Below are 23,226 nucleotides of genomic sequence, written 5' to 3' on the forward strand. Positions count from 1 at the left end.
CCACTTCGGCGGTGTGGACTAGACCAGCGAGGGTGCCGACGGTATACAGAGGGGATCCCCGTCCGTGGAACGGGGATCACGGAGCGTGGGGCTCTGCTCCCCATGAAGCCGTGCCACGATGTGAGCCGTGACCGACGGGCTGTCGGTCGCTTCGGCATCCGGAGCCGGGAAGGCAGAGCATGAGCACCGACGTCAGCAGTGCGGAGAGCGAGGGCGGGACGACCGTCCGCACCGCGCGCGTGCCCAAGTACTACCGTCTGAAGAAGCATCTGCTCGACATGACGGAGACGTTGGCGCCGGGCACGCCGGTGCCGCCCGAGCGCACGCTGGCCGCGGAGTTCGACACCTCCCGTACGACGGTGCGCCAGGCGCTGCAGGAGCTGGTCGTCGAGGGACGGCTCGAACGCATCCAGGGCAAGGGCACGTTCGTCGCCAAGCCGAAGGTGTCCCAGGCGCTGCAACTGACCTCGTACACGGAGGACATGCGCGCGCAGGGCCTGGAGCCGACCTCGCAGCTGCTGGACATCGGCTACATCACGGCCGGCGACACGCTCGCCGGGCTGCTCGACATCTCGCCCGGCGGCCGGGTGCTGCGCATCGAGCGGCTGCGGCTGGCGAGCGGCGAGCCGATGGCGATCGAGACGACGCACCTGTCCGCCAAGCGCTTCCCGGCGCTGCGCCGCTCGCTGGTGAAGTACACCTCCCTCTACACGGCGCTCGCGGAGGTCTACGACGTCCATCTCGCGGAGGCCGAGGAGACCATCGAGACCTCGCTGGCCACCCCGCGCGAGGCGGGTCTGCTCGGCACGGACGTGGGCCTGCCGATGCTGATGCTCTCCCGCCACTCGCTGGACCGCGAGGGCAAGCCGGTGGAGTGGGTGCGGTCCGTCTACCGAGGGGACCGCTACAAGTTCGTGGCCCGGCTGAAGCGGCCCGCGGAGTAAACCAAGCAGCGCCTTCCGGACCTGGTCACGACCGATATGCGGACGAGGGCTTCCGCTTTCATGACGGGGTCACCTACATTGCCTGCGCATTACACAGGTGACAGTGAGGGGACGGAGCCGCATGTCCGATCAGCCAGATGCAGCCAGAGCGGCGGTGATGACGCCGGTGCGCGTCGTCATCGCCCTCTGCCTTGTAGCACCCTTCGTCGCGATGCTGTGGGTCGGCTCGTACGCCAAGACGGACCCCGCGTTCATCGGCATCCCGTTCTTCTACTGGTATCAGATGCTCTGGGTGCTCATCTCGACGGCGCTGACGATGCTCGCGTACAAGCTGTGGCAGCGTGACCAGCGCGCCCGCTCCGGCCAGAAGGGGGGTGCGTCGCAGTGAAGGACGGCGTGAACGGCGTCGCGCTCGGCGTCTTCATCTTCTTTTTCCTGGCCGTCACGGTCATGGGCTTCCTGGCGGCGCGCTGGCGCAGGGCCGACAACGAGCCCAGCCTCGACGAGTGGGGCCTCGGCGGCCGCTCGTTCGGAACCTGGATCACCTGGTTCCTGCTCGGCGGCGACCTCTACACCGCGTACACGTTCGTGGCCGTCCCGGCGGCGATCTACGCGGCGGGCGCCTCGGGGTTCTTCGCGGTGCCCTACACCATCCTGGTGTACCCGCTGATCTTCACCTTCCTGCCGCGCCTGTGGTCGGTCTCGCACCGGCACGGATACGTCACGACTTCGGACTTCGTGCGCGGCCGGTTCGGTTCGAAGGGCCTGTCGCTGGCGGTGGCGCTCACCGGCATCCTTGCGACCATGCCGTACATCGCGCTCCAGCTGGTGGGCATCCAGGCCGTGCTGGACGTGATGGGTGTGGGCGGCGGCGAGAACACCAACTGGTTCGTGAAGGACCTGCCGCTGCTGATCGCCTTCGGCGTGCTGGCCGCGTACACGTACTCGTCGGGCCTCAGGGCGCCCGCCCTGATCGCGTTCGTGAAGGACGCGCTGATCTACATCGTCATCGCGGTGGCGATCATCTACATCCCGATCAAGCTGGGTGGCTTCGATGACGTCTTCGCGAAGGCAGGGCAGGCGTTCGCGCAGGTCAACCCGGTGACGGGCAAGCCGCGCGGGGCCCTCGCGCCCTCGGAGGCGACCCAGTGGACGTACGCGACGCTGGCGCTGGGCTCGGCGCTCGCGCTGTTCATGTACCCGCACTCGATCACGGCGACGCTGTCCTCGCGCAGCCGTGAGGTGATCCGCCGCAACACCACGATCCTGCCGCTGTACTCGCTGATGCTGGGCCTGCTGGCGCTGCTGGGCTTCATGGCGATCGCCGCGGGCGTGAAGGTCAAGAACGGGCAGCTGGCGATTCCGCAGCTGTTCGAGAACATGTTCCCGGACTGGTTCGCGGGCGTGGCCTTCGCGGCGATCGGCATCGGCGCGCTGGTGCCCGCGGCGATCATGTCGATCGCGGCCGCGAACCTCTTCACCCGCAACATCTACAAGGACTTCATCAAGCCGAACGCCACGGCGGCAGAGGAGACCAGGGTCTCCAAGATCGTGTCGCTGCTGGTGAAGGTGGGCGCCCTGGTCTTCGTCCTGACCATGGACAAGACGGTCGCCATCAACTTCCAGCTGCTCGGCGGCATCTGGATCCTGCAGACCTTCCCGGCCCTGGTCGGCGGTCTGTTCACCCGCTGGTTCCACCGCTGGGCGCTGCTTGCGGGCTGGGCGGTCGGCATGGTCTACGGCACGCTGGCGGCGTACGGCGTAGCGTCCCCGACCCAGCCGCACTTCGGCGGCTCCGCCAAGGAGATCCCCGGCATCGGCGAGATCGGCTACATCGGCCTGACGGCGTTCGTGATGAACGTGGTGGTGACGGTGGTGCTGACGTTCGTCCTGAAGGCGCTGAAGGCTCCGGAGGGCATCGACGAGACGAAGCCGGAGGACTACACGGCGGACGCGGGCGACCCGGGGGTGCAGGTGGAGCTGCCGCCGGCCACGGCCGGCGCCTCGCACTGAGTCCACGTCGTACACCGGTCAGCGGGCCGTCGGAGAAAATCCGGCGGCCCGTTGTCGTACCCGTCCGGCACACTCGGCCCCATGGACCTCACCATCCGGCAGGCGACCCCCGACGAGTACGACACGCTCGGCGAGATCACCGCGCAGGCCTACCTCCGGGACGGCCTCCTCGACTTCGGGGAGAGCGACGCCTACCTCGACGAACTGAAGGACGTGGCAGGGCGGGCGGCCGCGGCAGAGGTGCTGGTGGCCGTGGCGGGCGGGCATGTGCTCGGCGGCGTCGCCTTCGTACCGACCGGCGGCGGCCCCATGGCCGACATCGCGGGCCCGGAGGAGGCCGAGATACGGATGCTCGCGGTCGCTCACGCCGCCCGCGGCCGGGGCACAGGAGAGGCTCTCGTCCGGGCCTGCGTCGACCGCGCACGGGCCACGGACGGCTGCGTACGGGTCGTCCTGTCGACCCAGCGCACGATGCACACCGCCCACCGCATCTATGAACGTCTGGGCTTCGCTCGCACACCCGAGCGGGACTGGAAGCCCCTCCCCCATCTCGACGACATCACTCTCCTCACCTACGAGTTGACGCTCTGAGGCCACTGCGACACAACATCTGGGGGTGGCGTCGCAGCCCGGCACAAGATGTATGCTCATGCTCGCTGTCGCCGCAGGGGAATCCGGTGCGAATCCGGAACTGTCCCGCAACGGTGTACTCGTACACGTATGCCCACATGCCGTCGTACGAGCGTCAGTCCGAGGACCTGCCGACAGTGCGCCCGGCCGTCCGGTCCGGGTGTCCTGACGTCCGGGCCTCGTGGAATGGGCCGGTGGACGCGACGCCGCGTGCGCTCGTGAGCTGCCCCCTGCCCTCCGCCAGGCCCTGTGCCGAGCGAGGGAGAGCCCCACGTGACCATCGCGCCAGTCGATCCGGCTTCAGCCGCGGGCCTGGAACCCGACGGTCCCGGTGCCGCGCTGCTGCGGACCCTGACCGAGCTGACCACCGACCTTCCCGACGCCGACCCCGGCCGGGTCGCCGCCGCCGCGCTGCGCGGCCGGTCCGCCCGCGCCGACGAGGCCGAGCTGCGCGAGCTGGCCACGGAGGCGGCCGCGGGCCTCATCTCCGAGGACCCCGCCTACTCGAAGCTGGCCGCCCGCCTGCTGACCATCGGCATCCGCGCCGAGGCCGCCTCCCAGGGCGTCACGTCGTTCACCGAGTCCATCGCCGTCGGCCACCGGGAAGGGCTCATCGCGGACCGCACCGCCACGTTCGTACGCCTGCACGCCGACCGTCTCGACGCCCTGGTGGACGAGCGGGCCGACGACCGCTTCGGCTACTTCGGCCTGCGCACCCTGCACAGCCGCTACCTCCTACGACACCCGATCACCCGCAAGGTCGTCGAGACGCCCCAGCACTTCATGCTCCGCGTCGCCTCCGGGCTCGCCGAGGACACCGCGTTCGATCCACGGACGGGCAGCCGGGCGGTGGACGACGTCGCGGCTCTCTACGGGCTCATGAGCCGGCTCGACTACCTCCCCTCCTCCCCCACCCTCTTCAACTCCGGCACCCGGCACCCCCAGATGTCGTCCTGCTACCTCCTCGACTCCCCGAAGGACGAGCTGGACTCCCTCTACGAGCGCTACCACCAGGTCGCCCGCCTCTCCAAGCACGCCGGCGGGATCGGCATCGCCTTCTCCCGCATCCGCTCCCGCGGCTCCCTGATCCGCGGCACCAACGGGCACTCCAACGGCATCGTCCCGTTCCTGAAGACCCTCGACGCCTCGGTCGCCGCCGTGAACCAGGGCGGCCGGCGCAAGGGCGCCGCCGCCGTCTACCTGGAGACCTGGCACTCCGACATCGAGGAGTTCCTGGAGCTGCGGGACAACACCGGCGAGGACGCCCGCCGCACCCACAACCTCAACCTCGCGCACTGGATCCCGGACGAGTTCATGCGCCGGGTGGGCGCCGCCGAGCAGTGGTCACTGTTCTCCCCCTCGGACGTGCCCGAGCTGGCCGACCTGTGGGGCGAGGAGTTCGACGCCGCCTACCGCAGAGCCGAGGCGGCAGGTCTCGCCAAGAAGACGATCCCCGCCCGGGACCTGTACGGCCGCATGATGCGCACCCTCGCGCAGACCGGCAACGGCTGGATGACGTTCAAGGACGCCGCCAACCGCACCGCCAACCAGACGGCCGAGCCGGGCCACGTGATCCACTCCTCCAACCTCTGCACGGAGATCCTGGAGGTCACCGACGACGGGGAGACGGCGGTCTGCAACCTGGGGTCGGTCAACCTCGGTGCCTTCGTCGACACCGCGACCGGCGACATCGACTGGGAGCGGCTGGACGAGACGGTCCGCACGGCCGTGACCTTCCTCGACCGCGTCGTGGACATCAACTTCTACCCGACCGAGCAGGCGGGCCGATCCAACGCCAAGTGGCGCCCGGTCGGCCTCGGCGCGATGGGCCTGCAGGACGTCTTCTTCAAGCTGCGGTTGCCCTTCGACTCCCCCGAGGCCAAGGCCTTGTCCACGCGGATCGCCGAGCGCATCATGCTGGCTGCCTACGAGGCCTCCGCCGACCTCGCCGAGCGCCCCCAAGCACCTACGACAAGCTCCGGTGCAGGGGGGACTCCCATCGGCCCGCTGCCGGCCTGGGAGAAGACCCGCACGGCCCGCGGTGTGCTGCACCCGGACCACTACGGCGTCGAGTTCACGTGGCCGGAGCGCTGGGCGGCGCTGCGCGAGCGGATCGCGACGACCGGGATGCGCAACTCGCTGCTGCTGGCCATCGCCCCGACCGCCACCATCGCCTCGATCGCCGGCGTGTACGAGTGCATCGAGCCGCAGGTCTCCAACCTGTTCAAGCGCGAGACGCTGTCCGGGGAGTTCCTGCAGGTCAACTCCTACCTGGTGCAGGACCTGAAGGAGCTGGGCGTGTGGGACGCCCGGACCCGTGAGGCGCTGCGCGAGTCGAACGGCTCGGTGCAGGACTTCACCTGGATCCCGGCCGACGTACGGGCGCTGTACCGCACGGCCTGGGAGATCCCGCAGCGCGGCCTGATCGACATGGCCGCCGCGCGCACCCCGTTCCTGGACCAGGCTCAGTCACTGAACCTGTTCATGGAGACGCCGACCATCGGCAAGCTCTCCTCGATGTACGCGTACGCCTGGAAGCAGGGCTTGAAGACGACGTACTACCTGCGTTCCCGCCCGGCGACCCGTATCGCCCGCGCCGCCCAGGGCCAGGCCCAGTCCCACAAGCCCATCCCCGTCCAGCAGGCCGCCGACCCCGAAGCGGTCGCCTGCTCCCTGGAGAACCCCGAGTCCTGCGAGGCCTGCCAGTAATGACCACCCGACTCCAGAACCTGCTCGACCCGGGCTTCGAGCTGACCTTGCGCCCCATGCGCTACCCGGACTTCTACGAGCGCTACCGGGACGCCATCAAGAACACCTGGACCGTGGAGGAGGTCGACCTCCACTCGGACGTCGCCGACCTCGCCAAGCTCACCCCGGGCGAGCAGCACCTGATCGGCCGCCTGGTGGCCTTCTTCGCGACCGGTGACTCGATCGTCGCGAACAACCTGGTGCTGACCCTCTACAAGCACATCAACTCCCCCGAGGCGCGGCTGTACCTGTCGAGGCAGCTCTTCGAGGAGGCCGTCCACGTCCAGTTCTACCTGACTCTCCTGGACACCTACCTTCCGGACCCGGACGACCGGGCGGCGGCCTTCGCGGCCGTGGAGAACATCCCCTCCATCCGCGAGAAGGCCGAGTTCTGCTTCACATGGATGGACTCGGTCGAGAAGATCGAGCGCTTGGAGACCAAGGCGGACCGCCGCCGGTTCCTCCTCAACCTCATCTGCTTCGCCGCGTGCATCGAGGGCCTGTTCTTCTACGGCGCCTTCGCGTACGTCTACTGGTTCCGCAGCCGGGGCCTGCTGCACGGTCTGGCCACCGGCACCAACTGGGTGTTCCGCGACGAGACGATGCACATGTCGTTCGCGTTCGACGTCGTGGACACCGTCCGCAAGGAGGAGCCGGACCTCTTCGACGACGAGCTCCAGCAGCAGGTCACCGACATGCTCCGCGAGGCCGTCGAGGCCGAGCTGCAGTTCGCCCGCGACCTGTGCGGTGAGGGCCTGCCGGGCATGAACACCGACTCGATGCGGCAGTACCTGGAGTGCGTCGCCGACCAGCGCCTCACACGCCTCGGGTTCGCCCCGGTGTACGGGTCGGAGAACCCCTTCTCCTTCATGGAGCTCCAGGGCGTCCAGGAGCTGACCAACTTCTTCGAGCGGCGTCCGTCGGCGTACCAGGTCGCGGTGGAGGGCACCGTCGACCTCGACGAGGACTTCTGAACGCCTGCCGGACGCAGGTTCAGGCGGCCCTCGGGCCGCCTGAACCTGCGTCCGGTGCGCGTGGTCAGCGGGGCAGGGCCCGCAGCAGCAGTCGGCGTGGGCGGAGCGTGATGCCGATGCGGGGCCCGGGCTCGGACCCGGGTGCCGGTTCGAAGCGGTAGGCAGAGGCCATCGCTGCGGTGAGGAGCGTGAGTTCGGCCATCGAGAAGTGGTCGCCCGGGCACTTGCGGTTGCCGACACCGAACGGGGTCATCGCGTGCTTGGGGACCTCCTTGGCCCGCTCCGGAAGCCACCGGTCGGGGTCGAACTCCAGATGCCGCCCGTACGAGCGAGGATCACGCTGGATCGCGTACGGGCTGTAGACGACGTCGGCCCCGGCCGGAATGCGGTACCCGCCGAGCTGTGCGTCGGCCACAGCCCGCCGCGTCAATATCCATACGGCGGGATGCAAACGCATTGTCTCGACGATGACATGAGCGGTGTACGTCAGCTTCCGGACGTCCTCGAATGCGACCGGCCGGTCACCCACGACGGTTTTCACCTCGTCGCGGATCTTGTCACTCTGGTCCGGGTGCTCGATGAGGACCTTGAGGAGCGACATGATCATGGAACCGACGGTTTCGCTTCCGGCGGTGATGATGGCGACGACCTGGTCGTGGATCTCCTGTTCCCCGATGGCCTCGCCATTCTCATCCTTCGCCTCCAGCAAAGCCGTCAGCAAATCGTCCGGCTTTTGACCGGATGCCCGGCGGTCGGCGACGATCTCGTCGACCAGGAGATGCAGATCGGCCAATGCCCGGTTGAATTCGCGGTTGGCTGGAAGCGGCAGGCGATAAAGCGGCCCCAGAGGCAGGACCATGCGCTGGTACATACCACTGAACAGTGTGGTGAGCGCCGCACAGATCCGCTCGGCCCGCGCGTCCATGTAACTGCCGCGCATCAGGCAGCGGGTGGCGACGCGGACGGCCACGCGGAAGGACTCCGTGGTGGCGTCGAGGGCGGCGCCGGAGCGCCAGCGTTCCACGAGCGCGTGCGCCTCCTCCGCCATGATCGGGCCGTAGGCGGGGATGGCCTCGAGCCGGAAGGCGGGCTGGATGGCCCGCCTCTGGCGCCTGTGCAGCGGCCCGTTGCTGGTGGCCACGCCCTGCTTGCCGAGCAGGTCCTCGAGCGACTCCCACAGCGCCCCGCCGATCTGGAAGTCGGTGCTGAGCGCGAGGGCGCCGGCGAGTTCGGGGCTGGTGACCGCGTACAGCGTCTTCGGGCCGATCCTCAGCCGTACGACCTCGCCGTCGTCCCGCAGCCGGGTGAGGAAGCCGAGCGGGTCGCGGGCCAGTTTCCAGCCGTGTCCCAGACCGGGGACGCCGCCCGCGGCGAGTGGCGGAACAGACGGCTCCATGGGCGCCCGGGTGCTGACCGATTCCAGAGTCATTTCTCACCTGCCGCTTCGTTGTCGACGTACGGGGGTGTCGACCGGTCGTCCCAGTTGTCGACCCGGTACCGGCCGGACTCGTGATGGAACCAGTACACGGTGCTGAACCAGTTCCGCATGTTTGCGACGATCGCCCTGACCGCGACGCCCAGTTCCTTTTCCCCTACCGTTCCGTCCGCGAGGGTGTCGGCGAACCGCAGTGCCTCCTTTTGGGCGGCGACGAAATCGGTGACGCATTGCCCGACCCGCCGCCGTATTTCCGTGACGGCCTCTTCGAGCGTCAGCCCCTCATGATGGATGAGACTGATTCCGAGATTGTGCACCTCGTCCCCCGCTATTTCCTTGGGGAGCGAACACAGGTCGTTGTACCAGGCGGCGAACTCCTGGCTCAGCAAGGCCGCCCGCCGGTATGCGGGGTGTTTCCTGACGTGCTCCGGCAGTTCGCATTCGGCGCTCAGCTCCAGCAGATCCGTCCAGATCCAGTGCGCGAAGGTGAGTCGGCGCAGTTCGAGGTAGGCGTCCACCGTCGGGACGCGCCCCAGGGTGCGGTTGCGGAACTCTTGGTCGTACGCCTCGATCACCGCGTGGAAGTGCCGGGCGAAGCGCGCGTTCCACGTGGGGCCGAGGAACGAGTACAACCGCAGCACGCTGTCCGCGAACCCTGCGACCAGGGGATCCTGGTGGTGCAGATGGTCCGCGGGAGAGTCCAGGGCCGTGTGCAGTCGCGACCTCAGCCTCCCCCAGGCGGCGGGCCGACGGTGCACGATGTCCCGGTCGTGGCGGTCGTCCCAGACGAAGAACCACGCGCTGTAGTCGGCTATCGCCTGCAGAACCTCGTCGGGGGCGCCGATGTAGTAGCCCGCCATGAGGTCGGTGTAGCACAGTCCGTCGGCATATTCCTCGACCTTGTCCGCCGGCATGAGCCGCTTTTCCAGCAGCCAGGAACGCGTCTTCTCCTGCAGGCAGGGCCAATACGAGTGCAGCCGACGGGGAAACGCGGCCTCGATCACCGGCAGTCGGAGCGCCGGTGGAACCGCGACCGCGGTCGCCGTCGGTGAAGTGCTGTGTGGGAAAGTTGGCACGAACAAACCCCTCTCAGCGGCCGGTTGGCGCCGCGCCCCCTCCGTCGTGCCGGGCGCACCGCCGTCGCGTTGTCCCGCGCATTCCATTCAGCACTACGACTGACCGGCATGGGAACGGATTTGCTCCACTCACTCCCCTACTGTGCCGAGATTCTCCCCTTGTGTGACTGATTAAGTATCAGTTCATGCGTACAAGGGATCGAATGTGCGACGCGCACATGAACGCGACACCTACGCGAACGGCGCCGGGGCAGCGCGGAGTGCCCGGCCCGGCGCCGTCGACGAGGGAGTGCCAGGGTGTCCGAGACACCCCTGGGGTTCAGTCGTTGGCCACCACGGGGTAGCGGGGTTCGTTGTCGGCCATCTGCCGCAGGGCGTCCTTGCGTTCGCGCTTGGAGAGCCGGTCGATGTAGAGGTAGCCGTACAGATGGTCCGTCTCGTGCTGCAAACACCGCGCGAAGTAGCCGGTGCCGCGCACCTTGATCGGGTTGCCCTTCTCGTCCTGCCCCGTGACCTCGGCGTAGTCGGGGCGGGCGAGCGGCGCGTAGGCGGTCGGCACGGACAGGCAGCCCTCGTTGCTGTCGTCCAGGCGGCGCTTGTCGGCGGGCAGGTCGACGAGCTTGGGGTTGCAGACCACGCCCACGTGGCGCACGCCCTCGTCGTCCTGGCAGTCGTAGACGAAGACCTTCAGATCGACACCGATCTGGTTGGCGGCCAGGCCCACGCCCTCCGCGGTGCGCTGGCTGGCGAACATGTCCGCGACCAGCTGCTCGAGCTCCTCGCCGAACTCGGTGACGTCCTTGCACTCCTTGTGCAGCACCGGGTTGCCGACGACCGTGATCGGCCGCGAGGTGCCACGCTCCCGCCAGGCCGTCTCGCGCTCCTCGCAGTCCTCCGTGTCGACGACGAAACCCTCGCCGTCGACGGGGAGCACGCCCGCGTGCTGCTGATCGGTGTCCTGCTGCGCCATGACCGACGTACGCCTTCCTGCAACCATGGGAAATCTGCGAGTACAGCCTACGGGGCGTGGTCGGGTGACTTCCCCGGGAGACCGGTGAAGGCCCGGTCAACACACCTCTTCGAGGTCCCGCCAGTCCCGGGAATCAGGACTGTCCGCGACCCACCCGTCCAGCAGCCCCCGAACGAGCGAAGCCGGCGCGGCCACCCCGCACTCCCGCTCGGGCACCCACAGCTGCCCGTCCGTACGGTGCCCCAGCGGCCCCGGGTGGCCGGGCTCGCTGTGGTCGTGCGGGTCGAGATGCTCGCCGTCGCCCTCGTCGGCCGGCATCCGGGACTCGGAGCACGTACGGCACAGCAGCCGCACGGACGAGGACCAGTCCTCCGCGGCGAACCCGGCGTCGGCGGCCAGCTGCTCCAGCGCGTCCCGGTCGGCCTCCGTGGCGGCCTCCAGCAGGACCACCCAGGTGGGCACCGGCGAGGGCGCCCACAGCTCGATCTCGTCGAAGACGGGGTAGGTGTGCCCGGCGGCCGTCGTACGCTCCCCGTGCGGCACCCCGTCGTGCAGCACGACCTCGCCCCAGCGGCGCCCGGAGGACGGCAGCGGGATGGAGAGCACCTCGATACGGGCGGGGTCCAGCCGGCGGCCCCAGACCACCTCGGCCTCGCCCTCCGGCGACAGCCGCACGGCCGCGCTGCCCAGCTCCATCCCGGCGGGCTCCGAGGAGACCGCGGCACCCCCCGGCACCCTCAGCCCGTACGCCTGCCAGGCGCGGCGGGCCAGCGGCCAGTCCTGCAGGGCGGTGGCGGCGATGCCCACGTTCCACCAGTCGGGCGCCCCGGTCTCCTTCTCGAGCAACGCCACCGCGCGCAGCCCGGCGGTACGGGCCTGCTCCCAGTCGTGGCGGAACTTGTGCAGCAGCGCCAGGTTGAACCAGGACTCCGAAAGCCAGGGCTCCAGGTCCGCGGCACGGGTCAGCAGCGCTCCCGCGTCCTCGTACCGGCCGTCACCGATCAGGGTGAACGCGCGGTCGGTGGCCTGCCGCCAGGAGGCGGAGGGCCGGTGCCGTCCCTTCCCGAAGATCCTCACGATTCCGCCTGCCAGTCCCTTGCGATTCCCGCCTGCCGGATTGCTGCCGTCTGCGGGGGCCACGGACCGAGCTGTGCCCCCGAACGCCCTCTCCTCGCATCCAACCACGTACGGCCGGACGGGCGCTCATTACCGATGGGTTACCCCACCACTGGGGCCCTCAGACCGTCTCGCTGCAGCACTCGTGCGAGTGATTCCACGACCTCCGGCTGGTAGTCGCGGGCGCAGGCGAGCCGCAGCCGCTCCAGCGCGCTGAGCGGTCCCCCCGGTCCTGTCTCTTCCCTCGCCATCTCCTCGTACGCGTTGACCGCCCGGACGATTCTGGCGCTCACCGGCTGTTCCCGGTAGGGGTCGGCCTGCCGTTCCACGACGACGGCGACCTCGGCGTCCACGCCGGTCTGACGCACCACGGCGCCGCCGAGCAGGGCGATGCGCCGCTGCTCCTCGGCAGGCAGCCGGGCGGTTGCCCCGGCGGGGACGGGATCGACCAGGCTGAGCTGCCCGATGTCGTGCATGAGGGCCGCGTACTCCAGGACGGTCAGCTCGGGCTCGGTGAGGCCCATCTCACGGCCGACGGCCCGGCTGAGCTCGGCCACGCGGCGGGCGTGTCCGGGGAGCGTGTACCCGGCGATCTCGGTGGCGCGGGCCAGGGAGGCGATGGTCTGCCGGTAGGTGGTGCGCACGGCCGCGTAGCGCCGGTAGGAGAGCTGGGTGAGCAGCAGCGGCAGCGAGAAGACGGGCAGCGCCCATAAGCCGGCGACCGCGACGGCCAGGGACATCACGGCTCCCGTGGCGCACACGGCGGAGCCGATGCCGCGCCTGCCGCGCAGCTCGTCGCGCAGCAGCGGCCCGAACGGCCAGCGGGTCCGGCAGTGCGCGAGCGCGGCGGCGAGCACCGCGTCGCAGAGGGTGGTCAGGGCGAGCAGGGCGACGACGATCAGCGCGTACGCGGGTCCGCTCCGGTGATGCGGTCCGCCGTGGTGGTAGAGGGGCTGGAAGCAGACGGCGGCGAAGCCGACGGTGAGCAGGCGGCGGGTGAGGTGGTCGGTGGTGGGGCCGCGCCCGCGGGCCACGTGCGGCACGCAGCCGGCGAGGGAGGCCGCGAGCACCACCGCGACGACCTGGGGCACGCCGTGGTGGGTGGGCCGGCCGGCGGTCTCCCCGAGCAGGGCGTAGGCGAGCGCCCCGGCCGCCCCGAGGGGTGCGGGCTCCCGCTCGCCGCTGCCGCTCCACCGGCCGAGCTCGCCGACGCCGACGAGCACTCCGAAGGCGAGGGCGGCACCGGGTTCCTCGAGGCCGTGCCAGAGGGTGTGGGCGAGACAGCCGGCGCCGAGGAGCCCGGCCGCCGCGTGGGCGAGGACGAGGGGGAGGCGGTGGGCGGTCATGCACCGCCCCCACCGGGTCCCCGCCCGGCCGGGCGGCCGACCACGGGCAGGGCCGGAGGCGGTACGTTTCCGTGCGCCCGGGCGTCCCGGGCCTCCTCGCGCCGCTCCTCGTCCGCGGTCACCACCGGGTGCCAGCCGTGCCGTGCCAGGGCCCGGACGAACGCCCTCACCATCGCCGGGTCGAACTGCGACCCCGCACACCGCTGGAGTTCGTCCAGGGCCGCGGCGACGGGGCGGGCCCGCCGGTAGGAGCGGGTGGACGTCATGGCGTCGAAGGCGTCGGCGACGGCGACCGCACGGGCGCACTCGGGGATGCGGTCGCCCGTCAGCCCGTACGGATACCCGCTGCCGTCGAGGCGTTCGTGGTGGTGGAGGATCGCGGACCGCGCCTCGTCGAGGAACTCGATGCCGCGGACCATCTCGTGGCCGTACTCGGGGTGCAGTTCGATGATCCGCCGCTCCTCGGGGGTGAGCGGCCCGTCCTTGCGGAGCAGCCGGGTGGGCACGCCGAGTTTGCCCACGTCGTGCAGGATCCCGGCGAACCGCAGCACCTCGACGCGTTCGTCGTCCATGCCGAGTTCGCGGGCGATCATCATCGAGGCCTGTCCGACCCGTTCGCTGTGCCCGCGGGTGTAGCCGTCCTTGATGTCGACCGCCTGGACGAGCGCCCGGATCGTGGCCTGATGGGCCGCCCGCTCGCGGTGGTACTGGGCGAAGACCCAGCAGGAGACGTACATGGGCAGCAGCACGAGCAGAGCCGAGACCGGCCCGTACGTGCTGCGCCACAGCACAGCCATCATCAGCCCGGCCAGGCCGTGCACGGCGACGGGCGCGAGGGAGCGCAGGAACAGTCCGCGCCAGGCGGTGCGCGCCGGTACGCCCTCGGCGAGCGCCAGGATCCCGCCGTCGAGGGCGGTGAGCGCCAGGCAGAACGCCACCACGGCGGCGCCCGCGGGCAGGAGCGCGTACGGGAAGCGGGGGCCGACGACCGCGTCGTGGCCGCCGAGCGACCAGTGCACCCGGGAGGCCGCCCACACGGCCAGGGCGAGCTGTGCGGCCCGCCAGGTCCGGCGCAGCCGGGCCGGCCGCCCCTCGACCCGGGCGAGCAGGGCGCCCGGCAGCGGCACGAGCGCGGCGGCCGGGGGCGGCAGCAGGAAGGCGCCGGCGAGCAGCACGGGGAAGAACGTGCCCATGCCGTCGGGTGCGTGGCGGCCCACGAGGGAGCACCGGGGGACCTGCTCGCAGCCGGCGTAGAGCACGGCGAGCAGGGCGACGGCCCACCAGGGGACGGGCAGCTCCGGCACGGGAGCCACACAGAACAAGGCGGCCAGGGCGGCAGAGCCGACATACACATAGCCCCAAGGCCGAACCGGTCCCACGACGCCACCTCCCGCCGACCGGCGCCCGGCCCTGGAATCGGGCGGGCCCGGGCATGCCCCATTCAGGCTCGGGAGCCTAGAGGGGGAGGTGGCGCACCGGGGTGGCATTGGCCGAATCCATGGGCTTCCGGCCCATGGATTAGCACGTTCGAGTGACGAACTGCCGAGGCTTGACCGAGCGTCCGAACTTGAGTTCAGGACTCCTGCGGAGTCGCGGTCACATCGTGCTCGGGGACCGTCTGGCCGGAGCGGATCAGTTCGATACGGCCCATGACCTTCGCCCGCAGATCCGTCGGCACGTCGTCATGGCCGCAGCACCGCTTGACCAGCTTCTTCACGGCCTGCTCCAGCCCGTACTTCTCCAGGCAGGGGGAGCACTCCTTGAAGTGCTGCTGGAACTTGGAGCGGTCGACGTCCGGCATCTCACTGTCGAGGAACTCGTAGAGATGGTCCAGGACCTCACTGCAGTCCGTCTCGTGCGGCTCTCCGCAGCTCATGAGCCCGAGCCTTTCTCGTTCGACTCTCCGGCGCCGGCCGGGACCAGCCCGCGCTCGCGGGCGTAGTCCTCGAGCATGCCGCGCAGTTGACGACGGCCCCGGTGCAGCCGGGACATCACCGTGCCGATGGGTGTCCCCATGATGTCGGCGATCTCCTTGTAGGCAAAGCCCTCTACGTCCGCGAGGTAGACGGCGATGCGGAATTCCTCGGGGATCGTCTGCAGCGCTTCCTTGACGTCCGAGTCGGGAAGGTGGTCGAGCGCCTGCGACTCCGCCGAGCGCAGACCGGTCGACATGTGCGACTCGGCGCGTGCCAGCTGCCAGTCCTCGATCTCCTCCGCCGCGCTGCGCTGGGGTTCGCGCTGCTTCTTGCGGTACGAGTTGATGAACGTGTTGGTCAGGATCCGGTACAGCCAGGCCTTGAGGTTGGTGCCCTCGCGGAACTGGTGGAAGGACGCGTACGCCTTCGCGTACGTCTCCTGCACCAGGTCCTCGGCGTCGGCCGGGTTGCGCGTCATGCGCAGCGCGGCCGAGTACATCTGGTCGAGGAATTCGAGCGCGTCCCGCTCGAAGCGCGCACTGCGCTCGGCGGACGATTCCATGCCCGTGCCCCGGCCCTCGGGCTGCTCCGCCTGGCCGTAGTCGGTCCCTGCGTCGGTACCGGTGACCGGACCCACCTCCTCCAGCGACATGGCAGGACCGAAACCGATCCCACTCGAATCGGAGGATAGACGAACATCGTTGCCCGCCGCCGCTCGAATCGGAGCGGTCTTGGCCGCGTGCAGCACCGTCCAGTCCAGGTCAGCGCTGCTGCTGCGGCTCGGATCGAACTCCGCCGGGCGCAGCCCGTCCACGGGGTGGTGGTGGGCGACGGGTGGGCAGATGGTCGAACCCATGCGGCGGACTTCCTCTCGTCGGTGCGTACAGCACGCCCGGTGCTGTCTGATCCCGACAACAGTGGTCCGCCTCGCAACATTCCCGGCGTCACCCGAGTGACGTGGCCCACTTCACCACGGCGTCGGTGAGGGTCTCCAGGGCCTGTTCCTGGGTGATGTCCGCGCGCTTGGGCACCGCGAAGCCGTGGTCCCCGTACGGCACCTCGACGATCTCGTAGGAGCCCCGGGGGAACTCCTCCGGCTTGCCGAACGGGTCGTTGCCGCCCTGCACCACCAGTGTGGGCACGCCCGCGCCCAGCAGTTCGTCCGCGCGGGACTTCTCCGGCTTGCCCGGCGGATGCAGCGGGAAGCTCAGGGCGAGGACCGCGTGCGCGCCCAGCTCGACGGCGGTGCGGCAGGCGACCCGGGCCCCGGCGCTGCGTCCGCCCGAGATCACCGGCAGCCCGGGGGCCGCGAGCGCGGGCCACACCCCGCGCCAGCCCAGATCCAGCGTCTTCGGCGCGGGCGCCACCTTCTTGCCGGCGACGCGCCAGGGCTGCTCCACGAGCGCGACGCTCACGCCGTGCGCGGGCAGGACCCGGGCGAGTGCCTGGAGGTCGCGTGCCTCGATGCCGCCGCCGGCGCCGTGGCTCACGGCCAGGACCAGCCTCGCCCGCTTCGCCCGGTGCCAGGTGACGCGGGCCGTACCGGCGTCCGTCTCGACGCTCTGTGTCACATCGGTCACGTCAGAACAGTGTGCCCTCTTCGGGCCCCGCCAGCTCCTTCAGCAGCTCCGGGCCGTTGTTGCGGACGTTGCTGACCGCCGTGGAGACCGGGTAGGCGCGCATCAGGCCCGGGGGTGGCGGGTCCAGCAGGGAGCGCAGGTCGTCGGGGTCCGTGCGGGAGGGGTCGAGCCAGGCGTCCCAGCGGTCGGGGGTGAGCATCAGCGGCATCCGGGGGTGGATGTCGGCCAGGGTGCGCGGGCCCTCGACCGGGGCCACGGCCAGCGGTGCCGTCTCCGCCTCCGTGGTGATCACCGAGCAGGTCGCCCACCAGGCCCGCGGGTGGTCGTCGGGCAGGGTCCTGTCCCGCCAGAACTCGTACAGCCCGGCCATCGCGAAGACCGACCCGTCGGCGGGCAGCACGAAGTACGGCTGCTTGCGCGGGCGCTTGCGCCTGCCCTCGACCTCCAGGTCCCGCTCGTCCTCGCCGGTGACCCACTCGTAGTAGCCGTCGGCGGGCAGGATGCAGCGCCGGACGGCGAAGGCCCGGCGGTACGACGGTTTCTCGTGCACGGTCTCGGCACGCGCGTTGATCATGCGGGCGCCGCCCTCCGGCGTCTTGGCCCAGGACGGGACGAGGCCCCACTTGAGCCGGCGCAGCTGGCGAACCGGGCGTGGGTCGTCGGCGTCCTTCACCGGACGGTCCAGGACCGCGTAGACCTCCTTGGTCGGAGCCACGTTGTAGTCGGGCGCCAGTGTCTCCTCCGGCTCCCTCCCCCAAGCTCCGGACTCCGCTCCGGCAGGGGGGACCCCCATCTCGATTTCAAAGATTCCTGCGAGATCCTCGGGCCTGCGACTCGCTGCGTACCGTCCGCACATGCGTGCCACACTGCCAGATCCGCCGACACCCCTGGAGCCACTCACCGCAATGGACAGCCTCGCCTCGACCTCGCTGAGTTCGCTGCCCGATCTCTGGGACGCGGTCTTCGGCAGCCAACCGGACCCCGCTCTGTGGATGGTGATCGCCACGATGGTCGCGGCGTTCGCCGTGGTCGTCCCGCACAGCCTGTGGCGGATATCCCGTAACGCGATCACCATCGCGCACGAGGGCGGCCACGGCCTGGTCGCGCTGCTGACCGGCCGCACGCTCACCGGCATCCGGCTCCACTCGGACACCAGCGGCCTCACGGTCAGCCGTGGCAAGCCGTACGGACTCGGCATGATCCTCACCGCCGCAGCGGGCTACACCGCTCCCCCTCTCCTCGGCCTCGGCGGCGCGGCGCTGCTCGCCGCCGGGCACATCACCGCGCTGCTGTGGCTGGCCACCGCACTGCTCGTGTCGATGCTGTTGATGATCCGCAACGCGTACGGGGCGCTGACCGTGCTGCTGACCGGCGGCACGTTCCTGGCGGTGTCCTGGCTGACCGGCCCGCAGGTGCAGGCGGCGTTCGCCTACGCGGCGGTGTGGTTCCTGCTCCTCGGCGGCGTACGCCCCGCCTTCGAGCTGCAGGCCAAGCGGTCCCGCGGGGGCGCCGGGGACTCGGACGCCGACCAGCTCGCCCGGCTGACGAACGTGCCCGCCGGGCTGTGGCTGTTCCTGTTCCACACGGTGTCGCTGTGCTCCCTGATGGGCGGCGGACGCTGGCTGCTGGAGATGTGACACCGAACGGGGCGCCACCGTGTCGATGTGCGGCTCCGCCGCGACGGCGTCCCCCCTGTCCGAACAAAGCCGAGAACTCGGGGGAGCGACCAGCCACGACGGTGCCGCTCCCGAACGATGCTCCCCTCAACAGCGCCCTTATAGAGTGGGGCCATGGCCCCGAACCCCCCGCACACCGCCCTCTGGCCCGCCCCGCACGCGAGCGGAGCCGTCGACGCGACGGTTCACGTGCCCGGGTCCAAGTCGGTCACCAACCGCGCCCTCGTGCTCGCCGCCCTCGCCTCCGAGCCGGGCTGGCTGCGCCGCCCGCTGCGCTCCCGCGACACCCTGCTGATGGCCGCGGCCCTGCGCGCGATGGGCGTCGGCATCGAAGAAGGGGTCGGCCCGGACGGCTCCGGCGAGACCTGGCGCGTCATCCCCGCCGCACTGCACGGCCCGGCCACGGTCGACGTCGGCAACGCCGGCACCGTGATGCGCTTCCTGCCCCCGGTGGCCGCGCTCGCCGACGGCCCGGTCCGCTTCGACGGCGACCCGCGCTCGTACGAACGCCCCCTGAACGGCGTGATCGACGCCCTGCGCACCCTCGGCGCCCGTATCGACGACGACGGCCGCGGCGCGCTGCCGCTGACCGTCCACGGCGGCGGCGCGCTGGACGGCGGACCGGTGTCGGTCGACGCGTCCTCGTCCTCCCAGTTCGTCAGCGCCCTGCTGTTGTCCGCCCCCCGTTTCAACCAGGGCGTCGAGGTCCGCCACACCGGTGCGACGCTGCCCTCCCTACCGCACATCCGCATGACGGTCGACATGCTGCGCGCGGTCGGCGCCCAGGTGGACACCCCGGAGTCGGGTGGTGAGCCCAATGTCTGGCGGGTAACGCCGGGCGCCCTGCTCGGCCGTGACCTGACCGTCGAGCCGGACCTGTCCAACGCCCAGCCGTTCCTCGCCGCCGCCCTGGTGACCGGCGGCAAGGTCGTCATCCCGGACTGGCCCGCCCGCACCACCCAGCCCGGCGACCGCCTGCGTGAGATCTTCACGGAGATGGGCGGCTCCTGCGAACTGACCGAACGGGGCCTGGTCTTCACCGGTTCCGGTGCCATCCACGGCATCGACGTGGACCTGGGCGAGGTCGGCGAGCTGACTCCGGGCATCGCGGCGGTCGCGGCCCTCGCGGACTCCCCGTCCACCCTGCGCGGCGTGGCCCATCTGCGGCTGCACGAGACCGACCGCCTGGCCGCCCTGACCAAGGAGATCAACGAGCTGGGCGGTGACGTCACCGAGACCGCCGACGGTCTCCACATCCGCCCGCGCCCCCTGCACGGCGGGGTCTTCCACACCTACGACGACCACCGCATGGCCACCGCGGGCGCCGTCATCGGCCTCGCGGTCGAGGGCGTGCGGATCGAGAACGTGGCGACCACGGCCAAGACACTGCCGGACTTCCCCGAGCTGTGGACCGGGATGCTGGGAAACTGACGGGCGGACTGACGACCATGCGCCGCTACGGCAAGCACACCGACGAGGACGACATCCGCACGCGTCCCAACCGCAGGGGCAACCGGCCGCGTACGAACATCCGGCCGAAGCACGAGGACGCGGCGGAGGGCATGGTCCTCACCGTCGACCGCGGGCGGCTGACCTGCCTCGTCGACGGCCGTACGGTCCTGGCGATGAAGGCCCGTGAACTGGGCCGCAAGGCCGCGGTGGTCGGTGACCGCGTCGCCCTGGTCGGCGACCTGTCCGGCCAGAAGGACACTCTCGCGCGGATCGTCCGCATCGGGGAGCGCTCGTCGGTGCTGCGCCGCACCGCCGACGACGACGATCCCTACGAGCGCGTGGTCGTCGCCAACGCCGACCAGCTGGCCATCGTCACCGCCCTCGCGGACCCCGAGCCGCGCCCGCGCCTGATCGACCGCTGCCTGGTCGCGGCCTACGACGGCGGCCTGGACCCGCTGCTGGTGCTGACCAAGTCGGACCTCGCCCCGCCCGAGAAGCTCCTGGAGCTGTACGGCGACCTGGACATCCCCTACGTCGTCACCAACCGTGAGGAACTGGAGACCGGCGACGCCGCGGACCGGGTGCGCGAGCACCTCGACGGCAAGGTCACCGCGTTCGTCGGGCATTCGGGCGTGGGCAAGACGACCCTGGTCAACGCGCTGGTTCCGGAGGACCGGCGCCGTATGACCGGGCATGTCAACGCGGTCACGGGCCGCGGCCGGCACACCACGACCTCGGCGCTGGCGCTGCCGCTGCAGGAGGCGGACGGCTGGGTCGTCGACACCCCGGGCCTACGGTCGTTCGGCCTGGCGCACATCGACCCGTCCCGCGTCATCCACGCCTTCCCGGACCTCGAGCCCGGCACCGAGGGCTGCCCGCGAGCGTGCAGCCACGACGAACCGGACTGCGCGCTCGACGCGTGGGTCGCCGAGGGGCACGCGGATCCGGCCCGGCTCTACTCCCTGCGCAGGCTGCTCTCCACAAGGGAACGCAGGGAGGGCGACTGACCTCGCCGGTGTTTGCGTCGCTCACCCGCAGGTAAAGGCTTACTCGCATCGAGATCCGACAGGACCTGAGCAGTCGGCGTGGGGACGCGGGAGGACGACACATGGCGTGGCTGCTGGTCATCGTGGCCGGACTTCTCGAGACCGGTTTCGCCGTCTGCCTCAAGCTCTCCCACGGTTTCACCAGGCTCTGGCCGACCATCGCCTTCTGCTGTTTCGCGCTGGGCAGTTTCGGTCTCCTCACGCTGTCCTTGAGGAAGCTGGACGTGGGTCCGGCGTACGCGGTGTGGACGGGGATCGGGGCGGCGGGGACGGCGATCTACGGGATGGTGTTCCTGGGGGACCTCGTGTCCACGCTGAAGATCGTCTCGATCTCGTTCGTGATCGTGGGCGTGATCGGCTTGCAGCTTTCGGGCTCGGCTCACTGAGACTGAGGGGCACGCCTTTATAAAAGGCGCGGGGCCGGCGGCGCACCGTCACCGAACCTGCCGCGGCAGAGCAGCCCGCACCAGTTCCGCGACCCCACCCTCCCCCGGCGGAGCCGCCACACACGACAGCGACAACCGGACGACCACCTCACAGGCACGGGCCAACTCCGCAGCCTCGCCCTTGCCCATGCCGGGCACGGTCACCGCCGCCACGGCGCGATCACGGACCAGGCCCACAAGATCCGCCGGTGAGGGCAGTGGCCCGTCGGCTCGCCGCTGTGCCGGTACGGCGGCGCCGGACGGCACGGCCGCGAGCGGCGGCGACGGCAACGACTCGCTCCAGCATCCGGTGAGCATGGCACGGACGAGGACGTTCTCGCGGGCCGCCGAGACGGTCCACTCCGCGGCCGAAGCCAGTCGCTCGCCGACGTCCCCGTGCGCGGCGAGAGCCCTCTCGACACCGGCGAGGTACCCGTCCGCCTCCCGGCGCACCAGGGCCCGGGCGAGCCCGTCCTTGCTGCCGAACTCGTTGTACAGCGTCTGGCGGGAGACACCGGCCGCCGCGGCCACGTCCACCATGCGCACGGCGGACCACGGACGGCGCAGGAGCGCCGTATAGGCGGCGTCCAGCAGGGATTCCCGCGCTGCAGGCATCATCGCCTCCCTCGGGACCAGCGGCTCTGACGCACAGGGTTGACGCGTGCACCAACAGTGTCAAGGGTTCTCGGCCGCATTGAAGGGCGCGTACCGGCCGTCACACGCCGCGATCGCACGGCAGCGCGGGGCCGCCCGCGGAGGCGCCCCAGGAAGATCCCGCGTCCCGTGTGGCCGGTCCGGCGAAGGGGCAGATACGGTTCGGTCATGCCCGACTATCTCGATGACCTGCGGCTCGCCCATGTGCTCGCGGACGCGGCCGACGCCGCGACCACGGGCCGGTTCAAGGCCCTTGACCTCAAGGTCGAGACCAAACCGGACATGACACCCGTGAGCGAGGCCGACAAGGCCGCCGAGGAGCTCATCCGCGGCCAGCTCCAGCGCGCCCGGCCGCGCGACGCGATCCTCGGCGAGGAGTACGGCGTCGAGGGCACGGGTCCGCGCCGCTGGGTGATCGACCCGATCGACGGCACCAAGAACTATGTGCGCGGCGTGCCGGTGTGGGCCACGCTGATCTCGCTGATGGAGGCGGGCGAAGGGGGCTACCAGCCCGTCGTCGGTGTCGTCTCGGCACCCGCGCTGGGCCGCCGTTGGTGGGCGGCGAAGGGGCACGGCGCGTTCACCGGGCGCAGTCTGTCCTCGGCGTCGCGGCTGCACGTCTCGCGCGTCTCAAGGCTGTCGGACGCGTCCTTCGCGTACTCCTCGCTGTCCGGCTGGGAGGAGCAGGGCCGGCTGAACGGCTTCCTCGACCTGACGCGCGCGGTGTGGCGCACCCGCGGCTACGGCGACTTCTGGCCGTACATGATGGTCGCGGAGGGATCGGTGGACATCTGCGCCGAGCCGGAGCTGTCGCTGTGGGACATGGCGGCGAACGCGATCATCGTGACCGAGGCCGGCGGCTCCTTCACGGGCCTCGACGGCCGCCCGGGCCCGCACAGCGGCAACGCGGCCGCGTCCAACGGACTGCTCCACGACACCCTGCTCGACTATCTGAACGACCGGTACTAGCCCCTGCCGGTATCTGAACGACCGGCACTGGCCCTACCGGCCGGTACGAGACACCAGGGGTGCACGGGGATGCTTGTGTGCACCGCGAGCGCCCCTGAACTCACGTCGCGCGCCCTCTTGTTGACCGGCCTTTTGCCTGGGAACCTGGGCATCACCCACTTGTGAATTTGTGAAGCCTGGGGCGGGCGCTTCCGGCGGGCGGCATCCCACGGTTCCGGAGCCCTGAGCCAGTGCGGTCGAGTGGGTTCGGTCCAGC

22 protein-coding genes and 1 riboswitch are annotated in these 23,226 nt (G+C 70.5%); of the genes, 11 read left to right on the forward strand and 11 right to left on the reverse strand.

Features of this window, described 5'->3' with window-relative positions:
• Positions 1-179 precede the first annotated feature (179 nt).
• From AB0N14_RS01025 to AB0N14_RS01050, 6 genes are all read left to right on the forward strand, one after another.
• Entirely contained in the window at positions 180-944 is a 765-nt protein-coding gene (locus AB0N14_RS01025) for a GntR family transcriptional regulator (protein ID WP_366023629.1), read from the forward strand.
• Between the two features lie 121 nt (positions 945-1,065).
• A complete protein-coding gene (locus AB0N14_RS01030; RefSeq protein ID WP_366023630.1) occupies positions 1,066-1,332 on the forward strand; it encodes a DUF3311 domain-containing protein in 267 nt (88 codons plus the stop codon).
• Positions 1,329-2,957, forward strand: coding sequence for a monocarboxylate uptake permease MctP (gene mctP / locus AB0N14_RS01035; protein WP_366023631.1), 1,629 nt, complete (start codon positions 1,329-1,331; stop codon positions 2,955-2,957). Before AB0N14_RS01030 ends, mctP begins: the two co-directional genes overlap by 4 nt.
• A gap of 81 nt (positions 2,958-3,038) precedes the next feature.
• Complete coding sequence (locus tag AB0N14_RS01040) at positions 3,039-3,548, forward strand: GNAT family N-acetyltransferase (RefSeq protein ID WP_366023632.1); 510 nt, start codon at positions 3,039-3,041, stop codon at positions 3,546-3,548.
• A gap of 77 nt (positions 3,549-3,625) precedes the next feature.
• Positions 3,626-3,716: riboswitch (cobalamin riboswitch) on the forward strand.
• A 144-nt stretch (positions 3,717-3,860) separates the two neighbouring features.
• Positions 3,861-6,296 carry a ribonucleoside-diphosphate reductase subunit alpha gene (locus AB0N14_RS01045; RefSeq protein WP_366023633.1) on the forward strand — a complete coding sequence of 812 codons (2,436 nt, stop codon included), beginning with the start codon at positions 3,861-3,863 and terminating at the stop codon, positions 6,294-6,296.
• Positions 6,296-7,309 carry a ribonucleotide-diphosphate reductase subunit beta gene (locus tag AB0N14_RS01050; protein WP_366023634.1) on the forward strand — a complete coding sequence of 338 codons (1,014 nt, stop codon included), beginning with the start codon at positions 6,296-6,298 and terminating at the stop codon, positions 7,307-7,309. Before AB0N14_RS01045 ends, AB0N14_RS01050 begins: the two co-directional genes overlap by 1 nt.
• Positions 7,310-7,373: 64 nt before the next feature.
• Here the strand turns inward: AB0N14_RS01050 and AB0N14_RS01055 are convergent, their stop codons facing one another.
• From AB0N14_RS01055 to AB0N14_RS01100, 10 genes are all read right to left on the reverse strand, one after another.
• Positions 7,374-8,738: a cytochrome P450 gene (locus tag AB0N14_RS01055; protein ID WP_366023635.1), complete on the reverse strand. Its 1,365-nt coding sequence runs from the start codon at positions 8,736-8,738 to the stop codon at positions 7,374-7,376.
• Positions 8,735-9,820 carry an epi-isozizaene synthase gene (gene cyc1 / locus AB0N14_RS01060; protein ID WP_366023636.1) on the reverse strand — a complete coding sequence of 362 codons (1,086 nt, stop codon included), beginning with the start codon at positions 9,818-9,820 and terminating at the stop codon, positions 8,735-8,737. The genes AB0N14_RS01055 and cyc1 overlap by 4 nt, the downstream gene beginning before the upstream one ends.
• Before the next feature lie 319 nt (positions 9,821-10,139).
• Positions 10,140-10,790 (reverse strand): peptide deformylase, encoded by a 651-nt coding sequence (def, locus tag AB0N14_RS01065; protein WP_366023637.1) that lies wholly within the window; start codon positions 10,788-10,790, stop codon positions 10,140-10,142.
• Positions 10,791-10,886: 96 nt separating this feature from the next.
• A complete protein-coding gene (locus tag AB0N14_RS01070; RefSeq protein WP_366023638.1) occupies positions 10,887-11,867 on the reverse strand; it encodes a hypothetical protein in 981 nt (326 codons plus the stop codon).
• A gap of 140 nt (positions 11,868-12,007) precedes the next feature.
• Positions 12,008-13,252 carry an HD domain-containing protein gene (locus tag AB0N14_RS01075; protein WP_366023639.1) on the reverse strand — a complete coding sequence of 415 codons (1,245 nt, stop codon included), beginning with the start codon at positions 13,250-13,252 and terminating at the stop codon, positions 12,008-12,010.
• Positions 13,249-14,631, reverse strand: coding sequence for an HD-GYP domain-containing protein (locus tag AB0N14_RS01080; RefSeq protein WP_366023640.1), 1,383 nt, complete (start codon positions 14,629-14,631; stop codon positions 13,249-13,251). The genes AB0N14_RS01075 and AB0N14_RS01080 overlap by 4 nt, the downstream gene beginning before the upstream one ends.
• Positions 14,632-14,825: 194 nt before the next feature.
• Entirely contained in the window at positions 14,826-15,128 is a 303-nt protein-coding gene (gene rsrA, locus AB0N14_RS01085; protein ID WP_366023641.1) for a mycothiol system anti-sigma-R factor, read from the reverse strand.
• Entirely contained in the window at positions 15,125-15,805 is a 681-nt protein-coding gene (sigR, locus tag AB0N14_RS01090) for an RNA polymerase sigma factor SigR (RefSeq protein WP_366024224.1), read from the reverse strand. The genes rsrA and sigR overlap by 4 nt, the downstream gene beginning before the upstream one ends.
• A gap of 307 nt (positions 15,806-16,112) precedes the next feature.
• Complete coding sequence (locus AB0N14_RS01095; RefSeq protein WP_366024225.1) at positions 16,113-16,739, reverse strand: alpha/beta family hydrolase; 627 nt, start codon at positions 16,737-16,739, stop codon at positions 16,113-16,115.
• 10 nt (positions 16,740-16,749) lie between these two features.
• Positions 16,750-17,604, reverse strand: coding sequence for an SOS response-associated peptidase (locus AB0N14_RS01100; protein WP_366023642.1), 855 nt, complete (start codon positions 17,602-17,604; stop codon positions 16,750-16,752).
• Positions 17,605-17,653: 49 nt separating this feature from the next.
• On the opposite strand from AB0N14_RS01100, the gene AB0N14_RS01105 reads away from it, so the two are divergent.
• The 4 genes from AB0N14_RS01105 (at position 17,654) to AB0N14_RS01120 (ending at position 21,308) form a co-directional block, all read left to right on the forward strand.
• Positions 17,654-18,385 (forward strand): M50 family metallopeptidase, encoded by a 732-nt coding sequence (locus AB0N14_RS01105; RefSeq protein ID WP_366024226.1) that lies wholly within the window; start codon positions 17,654-17,656, stop codon positions 18,383-18,385.
• Between the two features lie 153 nt (positions 18,386-18,538).
• Positions 18,539-19,855, forward strand: coding sequence for a 3-phosphoshikimate 1-carboxyvinyltransferase (gene aroA, locus AB0N14_RS01110; RefSeq protein ID WP_366023643.1), 1,317 nt, complete (start codon positions 18,539-18,541; stop codon positions 19,853-19,855).
• Positions 19,856-19,872: 17 nt separating this feature from the next.
• Complete coding sequence (gene rsgA, locus AB0N14_RS01115; protein ID WP_366024227.1) at positions 19,873-20,883, forward strand: ribosome small subunit-dependent GTPase A; 1,011 nt, start codon at positions 19,873-19,875, stop codon at positions 20,881-20,883.
• Positions 20,884-20,984: 101 nt separating this feature from the next.
• The gene (locus AB0N14_RS01120) at positions 20,985-21,308 is read left to right on the forward strand and encodes a multidrug efflux SMR transporter (protein ID WP_366023644.1); all 324 of its coding nucleotides are present in this window, start codon (positions 20,985-20,987) and stop codon (positions 21,306-21,308) included.
• Positions 21,309-21,356: 48 nt separating this feature from the next.
• On the opposite strand, the gene AB0N14_RS01125 is transcribed toward AB0N14_RS01120, so the two are convergent.
• The gene (locus AB0N14_RS01125) at positions 21,357-21,965 is read right to left on the reverse strand and encodes a TetR/AcrR family transcriptional regulator (RefSeq protein WP_366023645.1); all 609 of its coding nucleotides are present in this window, start codon (positions 21,963-21,965) and stop codon (positions 21,357-21,359) included.
• Positions 21,966-22,169: 204 nt separating this feature from the next.
• Here AB0N14_RS01125 and hisN point away from each other — a divergent pair, with 204 nt between their 5' ends.
• Complete coding sequence (gene hisN, locus AB0N14_RS01130; protein WP_366023646.1) at positions 22,170-22,970, forward strand: histidinol-phosphatase; 801 nt, start codon at positions 22,170-22,172, stop codon at positions 22,968-22,970.
• The last annotated feature ends 256 nt before the right edge of the window (positions 22,971-23,226 follow it).

The organism is Streptomyces sp. NPDC051104, from assembly GCF_040682835.1.
GTDB classification, from domain to species: domain Bacteria; phylum Actinomycetota; class Actinomycetes; order Streptomycetales; family Streptomycetaceae; genus Streptomyces; species Streptomyces cynarae.

Bases quoted from the DNA above. Each gene is read 5' to 3' on its own strand.
- AB0N14_RS01025 (WP_366023629.1), top strand. From the start codon at position 180: ATGAGCACCGACGTCAGCAGTGCGGAGAGCGAGGGCGGGACGACCGTC.
- AB0N14_RS01030 (WP_366023630.1), top strand. From the start codon at position 1,066: ATGTCCGATCAGCCAGATGCAGCCAGAGCGGCGGTGATGACGCCGGTG.
- AB0N14_RS01040 (WP_366023632.1), top strand. From the start codon at position 3,039: ATGGACCTCACCATCCGGCAGGCGACCCCCGACGAGTACGACACGCTC.
- AB0N14_RS01050 (WP_366023634.1), top strand. From the start codon at position 6,296: ATGACCACCCGACTCCAGAACCTGCTCGACCCGGGCTTCGAGCTGACC.
- AB0N14_RS01055 (WP_366023635.1), bottom strand. From the start codon at position 8,738: ATGACTCTGGAATCGGTCAGCACCCGGGCGCCCATGGAGCCGTCTGTT.
- def (WP_366023637.1), bottom strand. From the start codon at position 10,790: ATGGCGCAGCAGGACACCGATCAGCAGCACGCGGGCGTGCTCCCCGTC.
- AB0N14_RS01075 (WP_366023639.1), bottom strand. From the start codon at position 13,252: ATGACCGCCCACCGCCTCCCCCTCGTCCTCGCCCACGCGGCGGCCGGG.
- rsrA (WP_366023641.1), bottom strand. From the start codon at position 15,128: ATGAGCTGCGGAGAGCCGCACGAGACGGACTGCAGTGAGGTCCTGGAC.
- AB0N14_RS01100 (WP_366023642.1), bottom strand. From the start codon at position 17,604: ATGTGCGGACGGTACGCAGCGAGTCGCAGGCCCGAGGATCTCGCAGGA.
- AB0N14_RS01105 (WP_366024226.1), top strand. From the start codon at position 17,654: ATGGACAGCCTCGCCTCGACCTCGCTGAGTTCGCTGCCCGATCTCTGG.
- aroA (WP_366023643.1), top strand. From the start codon at position 18,539: ATGGCCCCGAACCCCCCGCACACCGCCCTCTGGCCCGCCCCGCACGCG.
- rsgA (WP_366024227.1), top strand. From the start codon at position 19,873: ATGCGCCGCTACGGCAAGCACACCGACGAGGACGACATCCGCACGCGT.
- AB0N14_RS01120 (WP_366023644.1), top strand. From the start codon at position 20,985: ATGGCGTGGCTGCTGGTCATCGTGGCCGGACTTCTCGAGACCGGTTTC.
- AB0N14_RS01125 (WP_366023645.1), bottom strand. From the start codon at position 21,965: ATGATGCCTGCAGCGCGGGAATCCCTGCTGGACGCCGCCTATACGGCG.
- hisN (WP_366023646.1), top strand. From the start codon at position 22,170: ATGCCCGACTATCTCGATGACCTGCGGCTCGCCCATGTGCTCGCGGAC.